This window comes from Pseudomonas sp. M20, from assembly GCF_045037865.1.
In the GTDB taxonomy this organism is placed as follows: domain Bacteria; phylum Pseudomonadota; class Gammaproteobacteria; order Pseudomonadales; family Pseudomonadaceae; genus Aquipseudomonas.
On the sequence record NZ_CP173611.1, the window covers coordinates 133,640 to 155,989 of the forward strand.

At 60.2% G+C, this 22,350-nt stretch carries 19 protein-coding genes and 1 other RNA gene; 17 read left to right on the forward strand and 3 right to left on the reverse strand.

Annotated features, from left to right (window positions below; all coding sequences use genetic code 11):
* Positions 1–40 precede the first annotated feature (40 nt).
* The 17 genes from rnpB to lpxC all read left to right on the forward strand — a co-directional run bounded on the left by rnpB (position 41) and on the right by lpxC (position 18,636).
* Positions 41–394, forward strand: an RNA gene (rnpB, locus tag ACI514_RS00640) — RNase P RNA component class A.
* A 402-nt stretch (positions 395–796) separates the two neighbouring features.
* On the forward strand, positions 797–1,252 hold the full coding sequence (gene mraZ / locus ACI514_RS00645) for a division/cell wall cluster transcriptional repressor MraZ (protein ID WP_090286131.1): 456 nt from the start codon (positions 797–799) through the stop codon (positions 1,250–1,252).
* On the forward strand, positions 1,249–2,196 hold the full coding sequence (gene rsmH / locus ACI514_RS00650; protein ID WP_007917010.1) for a 16S rRNA (cytosine(1402)-N(4))-methyltransferase RsmH: 948 nt from the start codon (positions 1,249–1,251) through the stop codon (positions 2,194–2,196). Before mraZ ends, rsmH begins: the two co-directional genes overlap by 4 nt.
* On the forward strand, positions 2,193–2,486 hold the full coding sequence (gene ftsL, locus ACI514_RS00655) for a cell division protein FtsL (protein WP_007917008.1): 294 nt from the start codon (positions 2,193–2,195) through the stop codon (positions 2,484–2,486). The genes rsmH and ftsL overlap by 4 nt, the downstream gene beginning before the upstream one ends.
* The gene (locus tag ACI514_RS00660) at positions 2,486–4,225 is read left to right on the forward strand and encodes a penicillin-binding protein 2 (protein ID WP_174244529.1); all 1,740 of its coding nucleotides are present in this window, start codon (positions 2,486–2,488) and stop codon (positions 4,223–4,225) included. The genes ftsL and ACI514_RS00660 overlap by 1 nt, the downstream gene beginning before the upstream one ends.
* Positions 4,225–5,688 (forward strand): UDP-N-acetylmuramoyl-L-alanyl-D-glutamate--2,6-diaminopimelate ligase, encoded by a 1,464-nt coding sequence (locus ACI514_RS00665; RefSeq protein WP_160059350.1) that lies wholly within the window; start codon positions 4,225–4,227, stop codon positions 5,686–5,688. Before ACI514_RS00660 ends, ACI514_RS00665 begins: the two co-directional genes overlap by 1 nt.
* Entirely contained in the window at positions 5,681–7,048 is a 1,368-nt protein-coding gene (gene murF / locus ACI514_RS00670) for a UDP-N-acetylmuramoyl-tripeptide--D-alanyl-D-alanine ligase (RefSeq protein ID WP_160059349.1), read from the forward strand. Before ACI514_RS00665 ends, murF begins: the two co-directional genes overlap by 8 nt.
* Positions 7,048–8,130 (forward strand): phospho-N-acetylmuramoyl-pentapeptide-transferase, encoded by a 1,083-nt coding sequence (gene mraY / locus ACI514_RS00675; protein ID WP_008082775.1) that lies wholly within the window; start codon positions 7,048–7,050, stop codon positions 8,128–8,130. Before murF ends, mraY begins: the two co-directional genes overlap by 1 nt.
* Positions 8,131–8,135: 5 nt before the next feature.
* On the forward strand, positions 8,136–9,482 hold the full coding sequence (gene murD, locus ACI514_RS00680) for a UDP-N-acetylmuramoyl-L-alanine--D-glutamate ligase (RefSeq protein WP_160059348.1): 1,347 nt from the start codon (positions 8,136–8,138) through the stop codon (positions 9,480–9,482).
* Positions 9,479–10,696 carry a putative lipid II flippase FtsW gene (gene ftsW / locus ACI514_RS00685; RefSeq protein ID WP_016987575.1) on the forward strand — a complete coding sequence of 406 codons (1,218 nt, stop codon included), beginning with the start codon at positions 9,479–9,481 and terminating at the stop codon, positions 10,694–10,696. The genes murD and ftsW overlap by 4 nt, the downstream gene beginning before the upstream one ends.
* Positions 10,686–11,756, forward strand: a complete 1,071-nt coding sequence (gene murG, locus ACI514_RS00690; protein ID WP_064392864.1) for an undecaprenyldiphospho-muramoylpentapeptide beta-N-acetylglucosaminyltransferase — start codon at positions 10,686–10,688, stop codon at positions 11,754–11,756. Before ftsW ends, murG begins: the two co-directional genes overlap by 11 nt.
* A complete protein-coding gene (murC, locus tag ACI514_RS00695; RefSeq protein WP_077574475.1) occupies positions 11,749–13,209 on the forward strand; it encodes a UDP-N-acetylmuramate--L-alanine ligase in 1,461 nt (486 codons plus the stop codon). The genes murG and murC overlap by 8 nt, the downstream gene beginning before the upstream one ends.
* Positions 13,206–14,165 carry a D-alanine--D-alanine ligase gene (locus ACI514_RS00700; protein WP_160059346.1) on the forward strand — a complete coding sequence of 320 codons (960 nt, stop codon included), beginning with the start codon at positions 13,206–13,208 and terminating at the stop codon, positions 14,163–14,165. Before murC ends, ACI514_RS00700 begins: the two co-directional genes overlap by 4 nt.
* 4 nt (positions 14,166–14,169) lie before the next feature.
* Positions 14,170–15,036: a cell division protein FtsQ/DivIB gene (locus tag ACI514_RS00705; protein ID WP_160059345.1), complete on the forward strand. Its 867-nt coding sequence runs from the start codon at positions 14,170–14,172 to the stop codon at positions 15,034–15,036.
* A gap of 15 nt (positions 15,037–15,051) precedes the next feature.
* The gene (ftsA, locus tag ACI514_RS00710) at positions 15,052–16,311 is read left to right on the forward strand and encodes a cell division protein FtsA (RefSeq protein WP_007916987.1); all 1,260 of its coding nucleotides are present in this window, start codon (positions 15,052–15,054) and stop codon (positions 16,309–16,311) included.
* A gap of 104 nt (positions 16,312–16,415) precedes the next feature.
* A complete protein-coding gene (gene ftsZ, locus ACI514_RS00715) occupies positions 16,416–17,612 on the forward strand; it encodes a cell division protein FtsZ (protein ID WP_016986475.1) in 1,197 nt (398 codons plus the stop codon).
* A gap of 112 nt (positions 17,613–17,724) precedes the next feature.
* Complete coding sequence (gene lpxC, locus ACI514_RS00720; RefSeq protein WP_007916984.1) at positions 17,725–18,636, forward strand: UDP-3-O-acyl-N-acetylglucosamine deacetylase; 912 nt, start codon at positions 17,725–17,727, stop codon at positions 18,634–18,636.
* 178 nt (positions 18,637–18,814) lie between these two features.
* On the opposite strand, the gene ACI514_RS00725 is transcribed toward lpxC, so the two are convergent.
* From ACI514_RS00725 to ACI514_RS00735, 3 genes are all read right to left on the reverse strand, one after another.
* Positions 18,815–20,323, reverse strand: coding sequence for a sensor domain-containing diguanylate cyclase (locus tag ACI514_RS00725; protein ID WP_160059344.1), 1,509 nt, complete (start codon positions 20,321–20,323; stop codon positions 18,815–18,817).
* Between the two features lie 209 nt (positions 20,324–20,532).
* Positions 20,533–21,849: an OprD family porin gene (locus ACI514_RS00730; RefSeq protein WP_405122893.1), complete on the reverse strand. Its 1,317-nt coding sequence runs from the start codon at positions 21,847–21,849 to the stop codon at positions 20,533–20,535.
* A gap of 194 nt (positions 21,850–22,043) precedes the next feature.
* Positions 22,044–22,265 (reverse strand): hypothetical protein, encoded by a 222-nt coding sequence (locus tag ACI514_RS00735; protein WP_053123621.1) that lies wholly within the window; start codon positions 22,263–22,265, stop codon positions 22,044–22,046.
* Positions 22,266–22,350 lie beyond the last annotated feature (85 nt).

Here is a 22,350-nt window from a genome sequence, read left to right on the forward strand (position 1 = left end):
GCTTGTTCTTCGGGCGCTCTGCCGTTAACCTTCGCGGCGGAGAGTCGATCGGACAGTCGCTGCCCTCTATGAAAATTAGGGGGGGGAGGAAAGTCCGGGCTCCATAGGGCGAAGTGCCAGGTAATGCCTGGGAGGCGTGAGCCTACGGAAAGTGCCACAGAAAATAACCGCCTAAGCGCTTCGGTGCCGGTAAGGGTGAAAAGGTGCGGTAAGAGCGCACCGCACGTCTGGCAACAGTTCGTGGCTAGGTAAACCCCACTTGGAGCAAGACCAAATAGGGTCCCAAGGCGTGGCCCGCGCTGGGACCGGGTAGGTTGCTAAAGATGTCCAGTGATGGCCATCGTAGACGAATGACTGTTCAAGACAGAACCCGGCTTACAGATCGACTCTCCACCTTTTTCTTTCCCTGCTTGAATCATTGGCAACAGGGCTGTGTAATATCAGCAGGCCTGCTCTGAAAGTTCGGCAGCGGCACACGCAGTAATAGCCATTTCCCACCTTGCTTCAATCAACAGCAGAAGCGCTTTCGTAATACCGAAAAAATCTTACTCTTAACAAATTACTTTAACTTTCGAGCGCAGCTATCAGTGCTGCATCAAGTTATGGGTCGAAAGTCTCCGCCAAATTGTCGTTACTCCTCCTTTTATGCTCCTAAATCTCCGTTCTGTAAGGGTTTTCCTTTAATCCGCGCCTTGACGGTGTGGTGGGCGCATTCCTATAGTGTGCGCAAGTGGCGGAAAGTGGCATGAAGTGGGTTTTTTGAGCTCAAAACGATAAAAATTGGAGAAACGCAGACGTGTTTCGCGGAGCTAACGCTATCAGTCTCGACGCAAAGGGCCGTCTCGCTATGCCGAGCCGGTACCGTGACGAGCTCGATTCGCGCAGTTCCGGCCAATTGATCGTGACCATTGATGCCGTTGATCCGTGTCTGTGTGTCTATCCGCTCGACGAGTGGGAAATTATTGAAACCAAGTTGCGCGCACTCCCTTCGCTTCGCGAAGAGAACCGCCGCTTGCAGCGTTTATTGATCGGCAACGCCGTCGACCTCGAGCTCGATGGCAGTGGCCGTTTTCTGGTTCCACCGCGTTTGCGCGAATACGCCAGGCTCGATAAGCGCGCGATGCTGGTAGGCCAACTGAACAAGTTCCAATTGTGGGACGAGGATGCATGGAATGCGGTATCTGCCGCTGACCTTGCTGCCATTCAACAACCGGGCGCGATGCCTGATGAACTGCGTGATTTGATCCTGTGACTATTGATAGCGGCTTTAACCACATCACCGTACTGCTTGACGAAGCCGTCGAGGCTCTCGCCGTACGTCCTGATGGCTGCTATCTGGACGGCACGTTCGGGCGCGGCGGACACAGCCGGTTGATCCTCAGCCAGCTTGGCACGGACGGTCGGCTCATCGGATTCGACAAAGATCCACAAGCGATTGCCACCGGGCAAACGCTAGCGGCCGAAGACGGCCGCTTTGTCGTTGTGCAGCGCAGCTTTGCCGAGCTCGGTTCCGTCGTCGCTGAACAAGGTCTGAGCGGCAAGGTCAGCGGTATTCTGCTCGACCTCGGCGTGTCTTCGCCGCAGCTCGATGACGCTGAGCGCGGCTTCAGTTTCCTTAACGACGGCCCGCTGGACATGCGCATGGATCCGTCCCGCGGCATCAGCGCTGCCGAGTTCGTCAACACTGCGCCGGCTGAAGAAATCGCCCGGGTGTTCAAGGAATACGGCGAAGAGCGTTTCTCCGGTCGCATGGCCCGTGCCGTCGCCGAGCGTCGCGATATCAAGCCGTTCGAGCGCACTGCCGATCTGGCTGAAGTGTTGAAAGTCGCCAACCCGGCATGGGAAAAGGGCAAGAACCCGGCCACCCGTGCCTTCCAGGGTTTGCGCATTCACGTCAACAACGAACTGGGTGATCTGGAAGCCGGCCTCGAAGCCGCACTGGATGCTCTGGAAGTTGGCGGCCGTCTGGTGGTGATCAGCTTCCACTCGCTGGAAGACCGTATCGTCAAACTGTTCATGCGCAAGCTAGTGAAAGGCGAAGCCGACAACCTGCCGCGCAACCTGCCCGTTCGCCACGTCGCGTTCGAACCGAAAATCAAAGTCCATGGCAAAGCGCAGACGGCCTCCGACGCCGAACTCAAAGCCAACCCACGTTCCCGTAGCGCCGTCATGCGCGTCGCGGAGAAGCTGCGGTGAGCAAGCTTTTCGCCAAGCCACTGCCCGGCGGCAGCTTTCTGATGCTGCTGCTGTTCATCGGCGTGCTCGTCTCGGCCATCGCCGTGTCGTACAGCGCGCACTGGAACCGACAGTTGCTCAATACCCTTTATAACGAACTCAGCGTGCGCGACAAGGCGCAGGCCGAGTGGGGCCGTCTGATTCTTGAGCAGAGCACCTGGACCGCACACAGCCGCATCGAAGTGCTGGCCACCGAACAACTGAAAATGCACATTCCCGGCGCGGCTGACGTGAAGATGGTGGCGCCATGATGAAACTCGAAGGCGCACTGTTCCCATGGCGCTTCCGCCTGATGGTGGCGCTGCTCGGCGTGATGGTCGCGGCGATCTGCTGGCGCATCATCGACCTGCAAGTGGTTGACCGTGACTTCCTCAAAGGTCAGGGCGATGCGCGCAGCCTGCGTCACATTCCGATTCCGGCTCACCGTGGTCTGATCACCGACCGTAACGGCGAACCGTTGGCCGTGAGTACCCCGGTGACCACGCTGTGGGCCAACGCCAAGGAAATGCAAACGGCGAAAGAGAAGTGGCCGGCACTCGCTGCCGCGCTGGGGCAGGACCCGAAAGCCCTGACCGAACGCCTCGAAGCCCAGGCCAACAAAGAATTCATTTATCTGGTGCGCGGGCTGACCCCCGAGCAGGGCCAGTCTGTGCTCGATCTGAAAGTGCCGGGCGTTTATGGCATCGAAGAATTCCGCCGGTTCTATCCGGCCGGTGAAGTCACCGCACACATGGTCGGGTTTACCGACATCGACGACCACGGTCGCGAAGGTGTCGAACTGGCTTATGACGAATGGCTCGCCGGGGTGCCGGGCAAACGACAGGTCATCAAGGATCGGCGCGGACGGCTGATCAAGGATGTCCAGGTCACCAAAAACGCCAAGGCCGGCAAGCCCTTGGCGTTGTCCATTGACCTGCGTCTGCAATATCTGGCCAACCGCGAACTGCGTAACGCGATCATCGAGAACGGCGCCAAGGCCGGCAGTCTGGTGATCATGGATGTCAAGACCGGCGAGATTCTGGCCATGGTCAACCAGCCGACCTACAACCCGAACAACCGTCGCAACCTGCAACCGGCGATGATGCGTAACCGCGCGATGATCGACGTGTTCGAGCCGGGTTCGACCATGAAAGCCATCTCGATGGCCGCTGCAATCGAAACCGGCCGCTGGAAACCGAGCGACACCGTCGAGGTGTATCCGGGCTCCCTGCAGATCGGCAAGTACACGATCAAGGACGTTTCCAAGAGTGAAGGGCCGGTGCTCGACCTGACCGGCATCCTGATCAATTCCAGTAACGTTGGCATGAGTAAGGTCGCGTTCGATATCGGCGGCGAAACCATTTTCCGCCTCGCGCAGAAAGTCGGTCTTGGCCAGGACACCGGCCTTGGCTTCCCGGGCGAACGTGTCGGCAACCTGCCGAACTACCGCGATTGGCGCAAGGCTGAAACCGCAACGCTTTCTTACGGCTACGGTATTTCCGTAACCGCGATTCAACTCGTCCACGCGTTCTCGGCGCTGGCCAACAACGGTCGTCTCGCGCCGCTGACCCTGATCAAAACCGACAAGCCACCGCAGACCACGCAAGTGCTGCCGGAAGCCGTCGCGAAAACCTTGCAAGGCATGCTTACCCAGGTGATCGAAGCGCCACGCGGCGTGTTCCGTGCGCAGGTGCCGGCGTATCACGTGGCGGGCAAGTCGGGTACTGCGCGCAAGACTTCGGTGGGCACCAAGGGCTACGCGGAAAATTCTTACCGCTCGTTGTTCGCCGGTTTCGGCCCGATGAGCGATCCGCGTTACGCGATCGTTGTGGTGATCGATGAACCAAGCAAGGCCGGTTACTTCGGTGGTCTGGTTTCCGCGCCGGTGTTCAGCCGTGTGATGTCCGGCACCCTGCGTCTGATGAACGTGACGCCGGACAACTTGCCGACGACGCAACAAGCCAACGCTACCCCGGTCATTCCGCTGAAAGCCAATGGAGGGCGCGGCTGATGTCATTAAGTCTGAACAAGATATTCCCCCACGCCGGCCACGATCTGTTGATCCGTGAATTGGCGCTGGACAGCCGCAACGTGCGCGCGGGCGATTTGTTCCTCGCCGTGCCTGGCGGCAAATTCGATGGCCGTGCACACATTGCCGATGCCCTGCAACGTGGCGCAGCTGCGGTTGCTTATGAAGTGGAAGGCGCCACCGTGCTGCCGATCACTGACGTGCCGCTGATTCCGGTCAAAGGCCTGGCAGCGCAGCTGTCGGACATCGCCGGGCGTTTTTACGGTGAGCCAAGCCATCATCTGAACCTGATCGGTGTGACCGGCACCAACGGCAAGACCAGCGTGACCCAATTGGTTGCGCAGGCGCTGGACCTACTCGGTCAGCATTGCGGCATCGTCGGCACCTTGGGTTCCGGCTTCTATGGCGCACTGCAAAGCGGTCTGCACACCACGCCGAATCCGATCGCTGTGCAAGCGACCTTGGGCGACCTGAAAAAGGCCGGCGCCAAAGCCGTGGCCATGGAAGTATCGTCCCACGGTCTGGATCAGGGCCGCGTCACTGCGCTGGCGTTCGACGTCGCAGTGATGACCAACCTGTCCCGCGACCACCTTGACTATCACGGCACCATGCAGGCGTACGCAGAGGCCAAGGCCAAGCTGTTCGCCTGGAATGATCTGAAGTGCCGTGTGGTCAACCTCGACGACGATTTTGGCCGGCAACTGGCCGCTGAAAAACGCGAATCGCGCTTGATCACCTACAGCCTGCTCGACAGCAGCGCTTACCTGTTCTGCCGTGAAGCGCAGTTCGACGACCACGGTGTGCGCGCCACATTGGTGACGCCGCAGGGCGAGCATCATCTGCGCAGCACGCTGCTCGGCCGCTTCAATCTGAGCAACGTACTGGCAGCCGTCGGTGCCTTGCTCGGTCTGGATTACGCGCTCGACGAAATTCTCAAAGTACTGCCGAAACTCGAAGGCCCGGCCGGGCGCATGCAGCGTCTTGGCGGTGGCAATCAGCCTTTGGTGGTGGTCGATTACGCCCACACCCCGGATGCGCTGGAAAAAGTCCTGAGCGCATTGCGCCCGCACGTCAAAGGTCAACTGCTGTGCCTGTTTGGCTGCGGCGGTGATCGTGATCGCGGCAAACGTCCGTTGATGGCCGAAGTGGTCGAGCGTCTGGCTGATCAAGTGCTGGTTACCGACGACAACCCGCGTACTGAAGACCCTGCAGTGATTTTCGACGACATCCGCGCCGGTTTCACGGCTGTGGATAAAGTCACCTTCGTCGCCGGCCGTGGTCAGGCGATTGCACAACTGATTGCCGGCGCCTCGGCTGATGACGTGATTGTCCTGGCCGGTAAAGGTCATGAGGACTACCAGGAAATCAACGGCGAGCGCCATGCCTTCTCCGATCTGGTCGAGGCTGATCACGCCCTGACCGCGTGGGAGGTGGCCCATGCTTAAGGCCCTCAAACTCAGCGAACTGACCAACGCGCTCGACGCACGTTTGATCGCCGCCGATGCCAGCTTCGACGGCGTCAGCATCGACAGCCGCGCGATTCAGCCCGGCCAACTGTTTATTGCGTTGACCGGTCCGCGTTTCGACGGTCATGACTATTTGAATGACGTCGCTGCAAAAGGCGCCGTGGCTGCGCTGGTCGAGCGCGAAGTCGCCGACAGCACCTTGCCGCAACTGCTGGTCAAAGACACCCGTCAGGCCCTCGGCCAATTGGGTGCGCTGAACCGTGCTGCCTTCACTCAACCAGTCGCCGCGATCACCGGTTCCAGCGGCAAGACCACGGTCAAGGAGATGCTCGCGAGCATCCTGCGCACCCGCGGTCCGGTACTGGCGACCCGTGGCAATCTGAACAACGACCTCGGCGCGCCGCTGACCCTGCTCGAACTGGCCCCGGAGCACACCTCGGCGGTGATCGAACTGGGCGCCTCGCGTCTCGGCGAAATCGCTTACACCGTTGGCCTGACCAAGCCTCACGTGGCGATCCTCAACAATGCCGGCACCGCGCACGTCGGTGAGTTTGGCGGCCCGGAAAAAATCGTCGAAGCCAAAGGCGAAATCATCGACGGGCTGGCGGCTGATGGTGTCGCCGTGCTCAACCTCGATGACAAAGCCTTAGGTATCTGGAAGACCCGTGCGGGCGCTCGCAAGGTGCTGACTTTCGCCCTGAACAACGTTCAGGCTGACTTCTACGCCAGCGACCTGAGCACCGATGCACGCGGTTGCCCGGCCTTCAATCTGCACACACCTGAAGGTGTCGAGCGCGTTCAACTGAACCTGCTCGGCACCCACAACGTCGCCAATTCCATGGCCGCCGCCGCTGCCGCTCACGCCCTGGGTGTGTCGCTGTTCGGCATCGCCACCGGGCTTGGCGCCGTGCAATCGGTCAAGGGTCGCACCGTCGCGCAACTGGCGAAGAACGGTATGCGCGTGATCGATGACACTTACAACGCAAACCCCACCTCGATGTGCGCGGCCGTTGATATACTCGCCGGCTTTTCCGGCCGCACCGTCCTGGTGCTCGGAGATATCGGCGAGTTGGGCGATTGGGCGGAGCAGGGGCACCGCGACGTGGGCGAGTACGCCCGGGGCAAGGTTTCCGCGCTTTATGCCGTTGGGCCAAACATGGTTCACGCCGTAAACGCTTTCGGTGAACAGGCGTATCACTTCGGCACGCAAGCCGAACTGATTCAGGCCCTCGACGCCGAGCAGGACACAAACACCACCATTTTGATCAAGGGTTCGCGCAGTGCAGCGATGGAAAACATCGTTGCGGCTCTGTGCGGGTCCAGTCTGGAGAAACATTAATGCTGCTGCTGCTAGCGGAGTATCTGCAACAGTTCTACAAAGGCTTCGCGGTCTTTCAGTACCTGACCCTGCGCGGGATTCTCGGTGTGCTGACCGCGCTGGTTTTGTCGCTGTGCTATGGCCCGTGGATGATCCGCACTTTGCAGAACCGTCAGATCGGCCAGTCCGTTCGTAACGACGGTCCGCAATCGCACCTGTCCAAGTCGGGTACACCGACCATGGGCGGCGCACTGATTCTGTCGTCGATCGGCGTCAGCACCTTGCTTTGGGCTGACCTGAGCAACCGCTACGTCTGGACTGTTTTGCTGGTGACCTTGCTGTTCGGCGCCATCGGCTGGGTCGACGATTACCGCAAAGTCATCGAGAAGAACTCCCGTGGCTTGCCGAGCCGCTGGAAGTATTTCTGGCAGTCGGTGTTCGGCCTCGGCGCGGCGATCTTCCTTTATATGACCGCTTCCACGCCGGTGGAAACCACGCTGATTCTGCCGATGCTCAAGGACTACAGCATTCCGCTGGGCTTGGGCTTCATCGTGCTGACTTACTTTGTGATCGTCGGCTCGAGCAACGCGGTCAACCTGACTGACGGCCTTGATGGCCTGGCAATCATGCCGACCGTGATGGTCGGCGGTGGCCTCGGCATCTTCTGCTACCTGTCGGGTAACGTGAAATTCGCTGAATACCTGTTGATCCCTTACGTGCCGGGCGCGGGCGAACTGATCGTGTTCTGCGGCGCGCTGATCGGTGCCGGCCTCGGCTTCCTCTGGTTCAACACCTATCCGGCGCAAGTGTTCATGGGTGACGTCGGTGCACTGGCACTCGGCGCGGCACTGGGCACCATCGCGGTGATCGTCCGTCAGGAAATCGTCCTGTTCATCATGGGCGGCGTGTTCGTGATGGAAACCCTGTCAGTCGTCATTCAGGTTGCGTCCTTTAAGCTGACCGGTCGCCGTGTGTTCCGCATGGCACCGATACACCACCACTTTGAACTCAAGGGCTGGCCCGAGCCGCGCGTGATCGTCCGTTTCTGGATCATCACCGTGATTCTCGTGTTGGTCGGCCTTGCCACCCTGAAGCTGAGGTAGAACGAGTGTCTCTGATCGCTTCTGACCACTTCCGCATCGTTGTCGGCCTCGGCAAGAGCGGCATGTCCCTGGTTCGCTTCCTGGCGAACCGGGGCACGTCGTTTGCCGTGGCGGACACGCGGGAAAATCCACCGGAACTGGCCACGCTCAAGCGTGACTATCCGCACGTGGAAGTGCGTTGTGGCGAGCTGGACGTCGAATTCCTCTGCCGTGCCGACGAGCTCTACGTGAGCCCCGGCCTGGCGCTGGCGACCCCGGCCCTGCAAGCCGCCGCGGCCCGTGGCGTGAAACTGTCCGGCGACATCGAGCTGTTCGCGCGTAACGCGCGGGCGCCGATCGTGGCCATCAGCGGTTCCAACGCGAAGAGCACCGTCACCACCCTGGTTGGCGAGATGGCGGCTGCGGCCGGCAAACGCGTCGCCGTCGGCGGTAACCTCGGCACCCCGGCGCTGGATCTACTCAGCGACGACGTCGAGCTGTACGTGATGGAACTGTCGAGTTTCCAACTGGAAACCACCGACCAGCTCAACGCTGAAGTGGCCACCGTGCTGAACATCAGCGAAGACCACATGGATCGCTACAGCGGTCTGCCGGCGTACCACCTGGCCAAGCATCGGATTTTCCGTGGCGCGAAGCAGTTCGTGGTCAACCGTCAGGATGCGCTGACCCGTCCGTTGATGGGCGAGGGCCAGCCGTGCTGGACCTTCGGTCTGACCAAACCGGATTTCAAAGCCTTCGGTATCCGCGAAGAAGACGGCGAGAAATACCTGGCCTTCGAATTCCAGAACCTGATGCCCGTGCGTGAACTGAAGATTCGTGGCGCACACAACCAGTCCAACGCCCTCGCGGCATTGGCGCTTGGGCATGCCGTGGGCCTGCCGTTCGACGCCATGCTCTCGGCCCTGCGCACTTTCGCCGGTCTCGAACATCGCTGCCAGTGGGTACGTGATCTCGACGGTGTGGCGTATTACAACGATTCCAAAGCCACCAACGTTGGTGCCGCTCTGGCCGCCATCGAAGGCCTGGGTGCGGACATCGACGGCAAGGTCATCCTGATTGCCGGTGGCGATGGCAAGGGTGCCGAATTCAACGATCTGCGTGATCCGGTGGCGGCCAACTGTCGCGCCGTGATCCTGATGGGCCGTGACTCCGACAAGATCGGCGATGCCATCGGTGATGCCGTGCCATTGATTCGCGCGACCTCACTGGTTGACGCCGTTGCGCAATGCCGCTCTGCCGCCCAACCGGGTGACGTCGTGCTGCTGTCGCCGGCCTGCGCCAGTTTCGACATGTTCAAGAATTATGAAGACCGTGGTCACCAGTTCGTCCGCGCTGTGGAGGAACTGGCATGAGTCTGTTCAATATCATCAAGCCGTACCCGTCGCCGATCATCACCGGGCGCGGCATCGACCTCGATTTCCCGATGCTCGCCGGTTGCCTGGCACTGCTCGGTCTTGGCCTGATCATGATTGCCTCGGCGTCCACCGAAGTGGCGGCGGCGCAGTCGGGCAGCCCGCTGTATTACATGATTCGCCACCTTATTTATGTGGTACTCGGACTGGGCGCGTGCATCGTCACCATGATGATTCCGATCGCCACCTGGCAACGTCTCGGCTGGCTGATGCTGATCGGTGCGTTCGGCTTGTTGGTGATGGTGATCATCCCCGGCATCGGCCGCGAAGTGAACGGTTCGATGCGCTGGATCGGTTTCAGCTTCTTCAACGTGCAGCCGTCGGAAATCGCCAAAGTGTTCGTGGTGATCTACCTCGCCGGTTATCTGGTGCGGCGTCAGAAGGAAGTGCGCGAGAGCTGGATGGGCTTCTTCAAACCATTCATCGTGCTGCTGCCGATGGCCGGCCTGTTGCTGATGGAGCCGGACTTCGGTGCCACCGTGGTGATGATGGGCGCTGCGGCGGCCATGCTATTCCTCGGCGGGGTCGGGTTGTTCCGCTTCTCGCTGATGGTGGTGTTGGCGGTCGGGGCCGTGGTCTTGCTGATTCAAATGCAGCCTTACCGTATGGCGCGTCTGACCAACTTCGCTGACCCCTGGGCTGACCAGTTCGGCGCCGGTTATCAGTTGTCGCAAGCCTTGATCGCTTTCGGTCGTGGCGAATGGCTGGGTGTGGGCCTGGGCAACAGCGTGCAGAAGCAGTTCTACCTGCCGGAAGCGCACACCGACTTCGTGTTCTCGGTATTGGCTGAAGAACTCGGCGCGGTGGGTTCGCTGTGCACCGTCGCGTTGTTCGTGTTCGTGTGTATTCGCGGCATGTACATCGGCTTGTGGGCGGAGAAAGCCAAACAGTTCTTCGCCGCTTATGTGGCTTACGGTTTGTCGTTCCTGTGGATTGGTCAGTTCCTGATCAACATCGGTGTGAACGTCGGCCTGCTGCCCACCAAAGGTCTTACCTTGCCGTTCCTCAGTTACGGCGGCAGTTCGTTGGTGATCTGCTGTGCATGTCTTGGCTTGTTATTGAGGATCGAGTGGGAGAGTCGAACCCACTTGGGCAGTGAAGAGATGGAATTCCATGAGAGCGACTTCGCCGAGGAGCCGAATCATGGGCGCTAACGTATTGATCATGGCCGGCGGAACCGGCGGCCACGTGTTCCCGGCGCTGGCTTGTGCCCGCGAGTTTCAGGCGCGCGGCTACACCGTGCACTGGCTCGGCACGCCACGCGGAATTGAAAACGAACTGGTGCCGGCCGCAGGTCTTGAACTGCACCGCATCAACGCTACGGGCCTGCGTGGCAAGGGCAAGCTGTCGCTGCTCAAGGCGCCGTTCATGCTGCTGAAATCGGTATGGCAGGCGCGTGCGATCATTCGTCGCTTGAAGCCAGTGTGTGTGGTCGGCTTCGGTGGCTATGTGACTGGTCCTGGTGGTCTTGCCGCGAAACTGGCCGGCGTGCCGGTGATCGTTCATGAGCAGAACGCTGTGGCCGGCACCGCCAATCGGTTGCTGGTGCCGTTCGCCGCCCGGGTGTGTGAAGCGTTCCCCGACACCTTTACTCTGTCGGACACCCGCCGTACCACCGGAAACCCGGTGCGCAGCGAGCTGTTCCTCGACACATCGCGACCTGCTCTGGCCGGTCGCAAAGCGCGTTTGCTGATCCTCGGCGGAAGCCTTGGTGCAGAACCGTTGAACAAGTTGCTGCCTGAAGCCCTGGCCCAAGTCGCTGCCGATTTGCGCCCGGAAGTGTTTCATCAGGCCGGCAAAAACCACGATGAAGTGACTGCAGAGCGCTACCGCGCCGCCGGCGTCGATGCGCAGGTGCAGCCGTTCATCAAAGACATGGCCCAGGCCTATGGCTGGGCTGACCTGGTGGTGTGCCGCGCAGGCGCGTTGACCATCAGTGAGCTGGCTGCCGCCGGTCTGCCCTCGATGCTGGTGCCTTTGCCCCACGCGATCGACGATCACCAGACCCGCAACGCCGATTATTTGGCCCGTGAAGGCGCAGCCTTCCTGATGCCGCAAAGAACGACTGGTGCCGCGGACCTTGCCGCGCGCCTGACAGAGGTCTTGATGCAACCGCAACGACTCGAAGATATGGCCCAAGCGGCCCGCCGTCTGGCGAAACCCGATGCCACCCGTAGCGTGGTCGATACCTGTCTGGAGGTGGCCCATGGTTGAGAATCAGAAAGCCATGCCGCAACCGGAAATGCGCCGCATCCGTCGCATCCACTTCGTCGGCATCGGCGGCGTGGGCATGTGCGGTATTGCCGAAGTGTTGTTGAACCTGGGCTATGAAGTGTCCGGTTCCGACCTGAAAGCCTCGCCGGTGACCGAGCGTCTGGAATCGTTCGGCGCGCATATTTTCATCGGCCACCGTGCCGAGAACGCTGCGACCGCCGATGTGCTGGTGGTGTCGAGCGCTGTGAACACCTCCAACCCGGAAGTGGCGACTGCGCTTGAGCGTCGTATCCCGGTGGTGCCGCGCGCAGAAATGCTCGCTGAGCTGATGCGCTATCGCCACGGCATCGCCGTCGCCGGTACGCACGGCAAAACCACCACCACCAGCCTGATCGCTTCGGTGTTTGCCGCCGGTGGTCTGGACCCGACGTTCGTGATTGGTGGCCGTCTGAATGCGGCGGGCACCAATGCCCAGCTCGGCACCAGCCGTTACCTGATCGCCGAAGCCGACGAAAGCGATGCGAGTTTCCTGCATCTGCAACCGCTGGTGGCCGTGGTCACCAACATCGACGCCGATCACATGGCGACCTACGACGGTGACTTCAACAAACTGAAGAAAACCTTCGTCGAGTTCCTGCACAACCTGCCGTTCTACGGTTTGGCGGTGATGTGCCTGGACGATCCGGTGGTGCGCGAAATCCTGCCGCTGGTGAAACGTCCGACCGTGACCTACGGCTTCAGCGAAGACGCTGACGTGCGCGCGATCAATATCCGCCAGCAAGGCATGCAGACCTTCTTCACCGTGCTGCGCCCTGATCGCGAGCCGCTGGACGTGTCGGTGAACATGCCCGGCAACCACAACGTACTCAACTCGCTGGCGACCATCTGTATTGCCACCGACGAAGGCGTCAGCGATGAAGCCATCGTCCAGGGCCTGTCGGGCTTTCAGGGTGTCGGTCGACGCTTCCAGGTCTACGGCGAACTGCCGGTGGACGGCGGCAACGTGATGCTGGTCGATGACTATGGTCACCACCCGACCGAAGTCGCGGCGGTGATCAAAGCCGTGCGCGGTGGCTGGCCGGAGCGCCGTCTGGTGATGGTGTATCAGCCGCACCGTTACAGCCGCACCCGCGACCTGTACGACGACTTCGTCAATGTATTGGCCGACGCCAACGTGCTGCTGCTGATGGAAGTCTATCCGGCCGGCGAAGAGCCGATCCCGGGCGCCGATAGCCGCAAGCTGTGCAACAGCATCCGCCAGCGCGGCCAGCTCGACCCGATCTACATCGAGCGCGGCGTCGATCTGGCGCCGCTGGTCAAGCCGCTGCTGCGTGCCGGCGACATCCTGCTGTGCCAGGGCGCCGGTGATATCGGCGGTCTCGCGCCGAAGCTGTTGAAAAGTGAATTGTTCGCTGGCGCCGTGGCGGCGTCGGTCGAGGGGAAGTTGAAATGACTGCTGCCTACGCCAACCTGTTCTCCACCATCGCGCCGAAAGACTTCGGTCGTGTCGCCGTGCTCTTTGGCGGGCTGAGTGCCGAGCGTGAGGTTTCGCTGAAATCCGGTAACGCCGTACTTGAAGCGCTGCAAAGTGCTGGCGTGGACGCATTCGGCATCGACGTTGGCGACGACATTCTGCAACGTCTGCTCAGCGAAAAGATCGACCGCGCGTTCATCATTCTTCACGGCCGTGGCGGTGAAGACGGCTCCATGCAGGGCCTGCTCGAAGTGGCGGGCATTCCGTACACCGGCAGTGGCATTCTGGCCTCGGCACTGGCGATGGACAAACTGCGCACCAAGCAGGTCTGGCACAGCCTCGGGATTCCGACGCCGCGTCACGCCGTGCTGTGCAGCGAAGCCGATTGTATTTCGGCGGCGACGGAACTGGGCTTCCCTTTGATCGTCAAACCGGCGCATGAAGGTTCAAGTATCGGGATGGCCAAAGTGAGTTCTGCGTCCGAGTTGATCGACGCATGGAAAGCGGCCAGTACCTACGATTCGCAAGTCTTGGTTGAGCAATGGATTCAAGGTCCGGAGTTCACCATCGCCACCCTGCGTGACCAGGTGTTGCCTCCTATCGCCCTGGGTACACCGCACACGTTCTACGACTACGACGCCAAGTACATCGCCAACGATACCCAGTACCGCATTCCGTGCGGGCTGGATGCCGCCAAGGAACAGCAACTCATGGATCTCACGGCCAAGGCCTGTGAGGCGCTGGGTATTGCCGGTTGGGGCAGGGCGGACGTGATGCAGGACGCCGATGGGCAGTTCTGGTTTCTGGAAGTCAACACCGCACCGGGCATGACCGATCACAGTCTGGTGCCAATGGCGGCCCGTGCGGCTGGCCTGGATTTCCAGCAACTGGTTCTGGCCATTCTGGCCGCCAGTGTTGAAGACGCTCGAGGTTAAGACGATGCAAGGCGCTCAGCTCCGACATCAGCCTCCCGCACCCGGCCGCAAGCCGGTGCCACGGGGTGCCAGCCGAATGGTGGCGAAAGAGCCGATGTCCGCGCGCCTGCCGAAAGCCAATTTCAGCTTTCTGAAAAGTCTGTTCTGGCCGGTGCTATTGGTGGTGCTGGGCTTTGGTACTTACGAAGGCGCAACGCGTTTGCTGCCGTACGCCGACCGGCCGATCACCAAGATCGCCGTGCAGGGCGACCTCAGCTACATCAGCCAGCAAGCGGTGCAGCAGCGAATCGCCCCGTTTGTGGCGTCGAGCTTCTTCACCATCGATTTGGCCGGTATGCGTACCGAGCTTGAGCAGATGCCGTGGATCGCCCACGCCGAAGTCCGTCGCGTGTGGCCGGACCAAGTGGTGATCCGCCTCGAAGAGCAACTGCCAGTGGCACGTTGGGGCGACGAGTCGTTATTGAACAACCAAGGCCAGGCGTTTACGCCAAAGGAGTTGGCGAATTACGAACACCTGCCACAGCTGTTCGGCCCACAACGGGCCCAGCAGCAAGTGATGCAGCAGTATCAGGTGCTGAGCCAGATGCTGCGGCCATTGGGCTTCTCGATTGCGCGCCTGGAATTGCGTGAACGCGGGAGTTGGTTCCTGACTACCGGTGCCGGCAGTTCCGGCCCCGGCATCGAGTTGTTGCTGGGACGCGGCAACCTGGTGGAAAAGATGCGCCGCTTCATCGCCATCTATGACAAGACACTTAAAGACCAGATTACGAACATTGCGCGCATCGATCTGCGCTACGCCAACGGCCTCGCTGTTGGCTGGCGGGAACCAGTAGCGCCGACGACAGCCCAACCCGCTGTCGCAAAGAATTAAGAAGAGGCAGGACCCATGGCAAACGTGCAAAGCGGCAAAATGATCGTCGGTCTCGATATCGGCACCTCCAAGGTGGTGGCGCTGGTCGGCGAGGTCTCCGACGACGGCTCGCTGGAAATCGTCGGGATCGGTACCCACCCGTCCCGTGGCCTGAAGAAGGGCGTGGTGGTCAACATCGAGTCCACCGTGCAGTCGATCCAGCGCGCGATCGAAGAAGCCCAACTGATGGCGGGCTGCCGCATTCACTCGGCGTTCGTCGGCGTGGCGGGCAATCACATCCGCAGCCTGAACTCCCACGGCATCGTCGCGATCCGTGATCGCGAAGTCAGCTCGGCCGACCTTGAGCGCGTCCTCGACGCCGCTCAAGCCGTGGCGATTCCGGCTGACCAGCGCGTGCTGCACACCTTGCCGCAGGATTATGTGATCGATAACCAGGAAGGCGTTCGTGAGCCGCTGGGCATGTCCGGCGTGCGTCTGGAAGCCAAGGTTCACGTGGTCACCTGTGCCGTCAACGCCGCACAGAACATTGAAAAGTGCGTGCGTCGCTGTGGCCTGGAAATCGACGACATCATTCTCGAGCAACTGGCCTCGGCCTACTCGGTACTGACCGACGACGAGAAAGAACTGGGCGTGTGCCTGGTCGACATCGGTGGCGGCACCACCGACATCGCGATCTTCACCGAAGGCGCGATCCGTCACACCGCAGTGATCCCGATTGCCGGTGATCAGGTGACCAACGACATCGCCATGGCGTTGCGCACCCCGACCCAGTACGCCGAAGAAATCAAGATCCGCTACGCCTGCGCCCTGGCGAAACTGGCCGGTGCCGGTGAAACCATCAAGGTGCCAAGCGTCGGCGACCGTCCACCGCGCGAACTGTCGCGTCAGGCCCTGGCCGAAGTGGTCGAGCCGCGTTACGACGAACTGTTCACGCTGATTCAGGCCGAGCTGCGTCGCAGCGGCTACGAAGACCTGATCCCGGCCGGCATCGTCCTGACCGGCGGTACTTCGAAGATGGAAGGCGCCACTGAACTGGCCGAGGAAATCTTCCATATGCCGGTACGCCTGGGCGTGCCGCATGGCGTGAAGGGCCTGGATGACGTGGTGCGCAACCCGATTTACTCCACTGGCGTTGGCTTGTTGATGTACGGCCTGCAAAAGCAGTCCGACGGAGTTTCGTTCTCCGGCATCGGCAGCCGCGACAGCTACAGCAACGAAGAGCCACAGGCGCCGTTGCTGGACCGATTGAAGAAGTGGGTCCAAGGCAACTTTTAAAAGCAGCTGGAAGCGTCAAGCTTCGGGCGGCAAGCAGTAGCAGTAGATGCACCGCGACAAAAATGCAGTAGGCGAAAAAACTAGAGAATGTAAGGAGAGGGAAAATGTTCGAACTCGTAGACAACATCCCCGCAAGCCCGGTAATCAAAGTTATCGGTGTTGGCGGTGGCGGCGGCAACGCTGTCAATCATATGGTCAAGAGCAACATCGAAGGCGTTGAATTCATCTGCGCCAACACTGATGCTCAGGCGCTGAAAAACATCGGCGCGCGTACCATTCTGCAACTGGGCACCGGCGTGACCAAAGGTCTGGGCGCCGGCGCCAACCCTGAAGTAGGTCGTCAGGCCGCTCTCGAAGACCGTGAGCGCATTGCCGAAGTCCTGCAGGGCACCAACATGGTGTTCATCACCACTGGCATGGGCGGCGGTACCGGTACCGGTGCTGCGCCGATCATCGCCGAAGTGGCCAAGGAAATGGGCATTCTGACCGTTGCTGTCGTAACGCGTCCGTTCCCGTTCGAAGGCCGCAAGCGTATGCAGATCGCCGATGAAGGCATCCGTATGCTCTCGGAAAGCGTCGACTCGTTGATCACTATTCCCAACGAGAAGCTGCTGACCATCCTCGGTAAAGACGCCAGCCTGCTGTCGGCTTTCGCCAAGGCAGACGATGTACTGGCCGGTGCCGTTCGCGGTATCTCCGACATCATCAAGCGTCCGGGCATGATCAACGTCGACTTCGCCGACGTACGTACCGTGATGAGCGAAATGGGCATGGCGATGATGGGCACTGGCTGCGCCAGTGGTCCGAACCGTGCACGTGAAGCCACTGAAGCGGCCATCCGCAACCCGCTGCTGGAAGACGTGAACCTGCAAGGCGCACGCGGCATCCTGGTGAACATCACCGCCGGTCCTGACCTGTCTCTGGGTGAGTACTCCGACGTGGGTAGCATCATCGAAGCCTTCGCTTCCGAGCACGCGATGGTCAAGGTCGGTACCGTTATCGATCCGGACATGCGCGACGAGCTGCACGTCACCGTGGTTGCCACCGGTCTGGGCGCGAAAATCGAGAAGCCTGTAAAGGTCATCGACAACACCGTTCACACTTCCATGGCTTCCGCCCAGGTGCAACAACCGGCTCCGGCCCGTCAGGAAGCGCCAGCGGTGAATTACCGTGACCTGGACCGTCCGACCGTCATGCGCAACCAGGCTCAGGCTGGTGCTGCGGCTGCCGCGAAGATGAATCCGCAAGATGATCTGGACTACCTGGACATCCCGGCTTTCCTGCGTCGTCAGGCCGATTGATGGAATGTATCAGGGCTATGAAGGTGATTGGTGTTCAGCAAAGGCATGGTCTGCTATCATCGCCAGCCTTTGTTGATACCAGTTCGCAATTTGCGCTGAAGCGGCCCAAGCCATGATTAAACAACGCACACTGAAAAATATTATCCGTGCCACAGGTGTAGGCCTGCACTCCGGTGAGAAGGTCTATCTGACCCTCAAGCCTGCGCCTGTCGACACTGGCATTGTGTTTTGTCGCGCTGACCTCGACCCTGTGGTGCAGATTCCTGCCCGCGCGGAAAACGTCGGTGAAACCACTATGTCGACGACGCTGATTAATGGCGACGTCAAAGTGGACACGGTAGAGCACTTGCTCTCGGCCATGGCTGGCCTGGGCATCGATAACGCCTACGTCGAGCTCTCCGCGTCCGAAGTCCCGATCATGGATGGCAGCGCTGGACCCTTCGTATTCCTGATTCAATCGGCAGGCCTGGAAGAACAGGACGCCGCCAAGAAATTCATCCGCATCCTGCGTGAAGTGACAGTGGAAGACGGCGACAAGCGCGCCACTTTCGTCCCTTTCGAAGGGTTCAAGGTGAGCTTCGAGATCGATTTCGATCACCCGGTATTCCGGGACCGCACCCAAAGTGCAAGCGTGGATTTTTCCAGCACTTCGTTCGTAAAAGAAGTCAGCCGCGCCCGTACCTTTGGTTTCATGAGTGATATCGAGTACCTGCGCAAGCACAACCTCGCACTCGGCGGCAGCGTTGAAAACGCAATCGTGGTCGATGCCGATGGCGTGTTGAACGAAGACGGCCTTCGCTATGAAGACGAATTCGTGAAGCACAAGATCCTCGATGCCATTGGCGACCTGTACCTGCTGGGTAACAGCCTGATTGGTGAGTTCAAGGGCTTCAAGTCCGGCCACGCACTGAACAACCAGCTGCTGCGCAAGTTGATTGAGCAGACAGATGCTTGGGAAGTGGTGACGTTCGAAGACGCCAGCACCGCACCAATCTCTTACATGCGCCCGGTTGCGGCGGTGTAAGTAAAAAACCTCTCTAGTTTTTTGAAGGCCATCCTTGGATGGCCTTTTTTTATGCCTGCAATTGCTCTAGTGCCTGATCTGGCCTCTTCGCGAGCAGGCTCGCTCCCACAGGGGAATGCATTTCAAATGTGGGAGCGAGCCTGCTCGCGAAGGCGTCGGTGCGATCGCCTCAGAACGTTCAGGCAGCCACCACCACCCGATTGCGCCCACTTTCCTTGGCCTGATAAAGCGCCTTGTCCGCCGCAAACAACAACTGCTCCAGCGTCATCTCACTCGCCGCCGTCCAGCTCGCGATGCCAATACTCACCGTCATCGGCCGCTCGGCCCCGTCGACCAATGGCAACTGCTCCACAGCCTGACGAATATGCTCGGCAATCTGCTGCGCGCCATGACCATCGGTCTCGGCGAGAATCACCGAAAACTCCTCACCCCCATAACGCGCTACCAGATCCGCTGGTCGCCGCACACTTTCAGTAATGACCCTAGCCAGCGTTTTCAACGCCTGATCCCCGGCCTGATGCCCATGCCGGTCATTGAAGGCCTTGAAGTGATCGGCATCGATCATCATCACCGACATCGGCTTGCCCGAGCGTTGGGCGCGGAACCACTCATGACGCAACGCTTGATCGAGCATCCGCCGATTGGCCACCCCCGTCAGTGCATCGGTGGCGGCCAGTTGCGCCAGCTCGCGCTCGGCCCGCTGGCGCAAGCGCAACTCGCGGGCCAGCAGCCAGGTCAGCCATAGCAAACCCACGCACAACACCCCCGTGGCGCCGCTGATCAACAGGGCGGTCCGACGCCATGTGCCGAACACCTCGTCGCTGGACAGCGCAACCATCACGATCAACGGCAGATTGCCGACCCGCGAATAGGTATAGAGGCGTTGTTGATGGTCGATGCTGGAAACGCTGTTGAAACTGCCATTGCCACTTTTGTCGCGCAGAATCCGTATGACGTTGGGCCGGTTGCCGAAGCTTTTGCCGATGGAATCACTTTGCAGATAAGGCTTTTGCGCCAGCAGGACGCCGTCGTTGTCGATGATGTTCAACGTGCTGTCTTTGCCAATGTCGAGGCTGTTGAACAACTGGTCGAAGTAATCGAGTTTCATCGACGCCACGGCCACACCGGCGAACTCACCGTTTTCCGAGGAGATCCGTCGACTGAAGCTGATTCGCCACTGGTTGGCTTCGTCGCAGTCGCAACGTGTCTTGAACGGGCGGCTGATAAACATGCCGACATCACGGTTGAATGCGTGGGCGAGGAAATAATCGCGGTCGGCAAAGTTGCCCGGTTTCGGCTCGACCCGCGAAGAGTCGGCAATGACGTTGCCGTGTTTGTCGAGCAGCAGAATGTCGCCCTTGAAGCGCGCGGTGGTGGAGCGGTCGAACAGCGCCAGATGACGGATCTGCGGTGAGACATCCTGCAGGTCATCACGCTGGGCTGCGGCGATCAGGCCTTGCAGCGTCAAGTCGTACAACTCGACGGTGCGCAGCACATCGGCGTCGATCAGTTGCGCGATGGTGGTGGCGCTGCGGGTGGCTGATTCCTGAGCGTTGGCGTGCTCGCGGATCAGCAGGAACGTGACGATGCACAGAATCGCGATCACGGTCAGCGAACTGCCGCAGATCAGCAGCAACTCGGGGCGTCCGGTCTTGCCCGCAACGGGTGGGGTACGGCTCGCGATCATGATTGGGCTGTCGGTTGGGGGGAGTCTTATAAGCGTAGTAGGCCAAACACCACAGCCGAAGCCAGAAACCATGCCCAATGTGGGAGCGAGCCTGCTCGCGAAAGCGCCATGTCATTCAACCTGGATGTCGAATGGTAGACCGCTTTCGCGAGCAGGCTCGCTCCCACAGGGTGCATCGCTGAATTCAAGACGCTGTTATGGCGCCGATCTTAGAAGACGTTGATCGGGTAGTCGATGATGACGCGGTATTCATCTGTATCCGAATCAATCACGCCGTAGCCGTTGCCGCCTCGGTTGGTCGCCCATTGCAGATGCAGCGCCAGATCCTTGGCCTGACCGCTCTGCACCACGTACTGCAAGTCGAGATCGCGTTCCCAGAGTTTGGCGTTGCGGCCATCGGCGCTGTACCAGTTGGAATAGCCTTTGCTGTCAGGGTCGACCTTGGTCAGATCCACCGTGCCGCGCGAGTAGGAGACCGACGAGGTCAGCCCCGGCATGCCGACACCGGCAAAGTCATAGGCGTATTTAAGCTTCCACGAGCGTTCGTTCGGGCCGTTGAAGTCGGAGTACTGCTGCGAGTTATCCAGATAAACGCTGTCGCCCTGGCTGATGTAATCGAACGGCGTATTACCGTTGACCCGCTGATACGCGGCGGTAACGCTGTGATTACCGACGCCAACGGTGAAATGCAGGCTGTAGGTGTTGTTGTCGATGTTGCCCAGCAGTGCATCGCCGGTGTCCTGCGTGTGATAGAAGTGCAGGCCCGGGTTGAGGCTGACCAGGTCGTTCAACTGCCAGGTGTAGTCGAGGTCGTAGTAGTACTGGTTCCAGATGTTCTTCAGCTCGGACGCGTAGAGGCTGCTGGTCAGACCTTCGACACCGCTCCAGGCCACGCCGGCCCAGTTCAGGTGCTGACTCTCGTCGCCCTCGGCCAATGTCCCGTAGGAAGTGCCGATGCGGGTGTGGCCGCTCTGGTTGTAAGGCTTGGTGAAACTGGCCTGGCCACCTTCAATCAACCAGCCATCGAAGCTGTGGTTGGTCAGGCTCACACCACGGAAGGTCTGCGGCAGCATGCGCGTGTCACCGCCGGCAATCACCGGGTTGGTGAGGAACAGGTCACCGGCCTTCAACTCGGTATCGAACGCGCGCATTTTCAGCGTGCCCCCTGCGGTGGAAAATGCCCCCGGTGCTTTGCCGCCATTCTCTCTGACCGGCAGGATGCTCGAACCGTCGGTGCCGCCACCGCCATCCAGTTTCAGCCCGAGCATGGCGTGGGCGTCAATGCCGAAACCGACCGTGCCTTCGGTGTATCCCGACTGGAAAACCCCGAGAAAGCCCTGACCCCACTCGATGTTGTCGTCCGCTTTCTGCAAGCGGTTGCGATTCATGTAGTAGTTGCGGGCGTTGAGGTTGAGGCTCGAACCCTCGACAAAACCTTCTTTGGCAGGCTCGTCGGCGTGAGCGGCAGGGGCAATCGTTGCGGCAATTGCAATGAACAGCGGGGTGAAGCGGACTGGGTAACGCACGTGCAATGGAGCTCCTTGGGTCAACTGGCGCCTCTATATTTTGAGGCGCTCGATGTTTCTTGTTGTTACAGACGAACCAAACGGCTTTCAGACCACAACGAAAAAAGGCCGCTGAAAGGCAGCGGCCTGGAATGACGACGGTTGAACGGGAAGAGCCAAACAACCGCGTCGAGGGAAACGGTGCGGTGCGCGACTCAGCTGTCTTTTTCCAGCGATTGAGCCTGGGAAGTTGCAGCCTGAGGGGCCTGCGTGGCGTCTTTGGCCTTGGCCATCATTTCTGCCTGATGCTGGTCATACGCTTGAGCGCGGGCAGAATTCTGCGCCACGAACGCGTGGGATTCTTCAGCCATCGCCATCGGCGACAGGATCAATGAGGACAAAACGAAAGCGCTGGCAATACCCATACTGTTGGACATCTTGAAAACCTTCTCGCTTGGTGAGTGCTGTTTGGTGCGGGCAAAGATAAGGTTGCCGGGCGTTGGGAAACAGCGTGATTTTCAT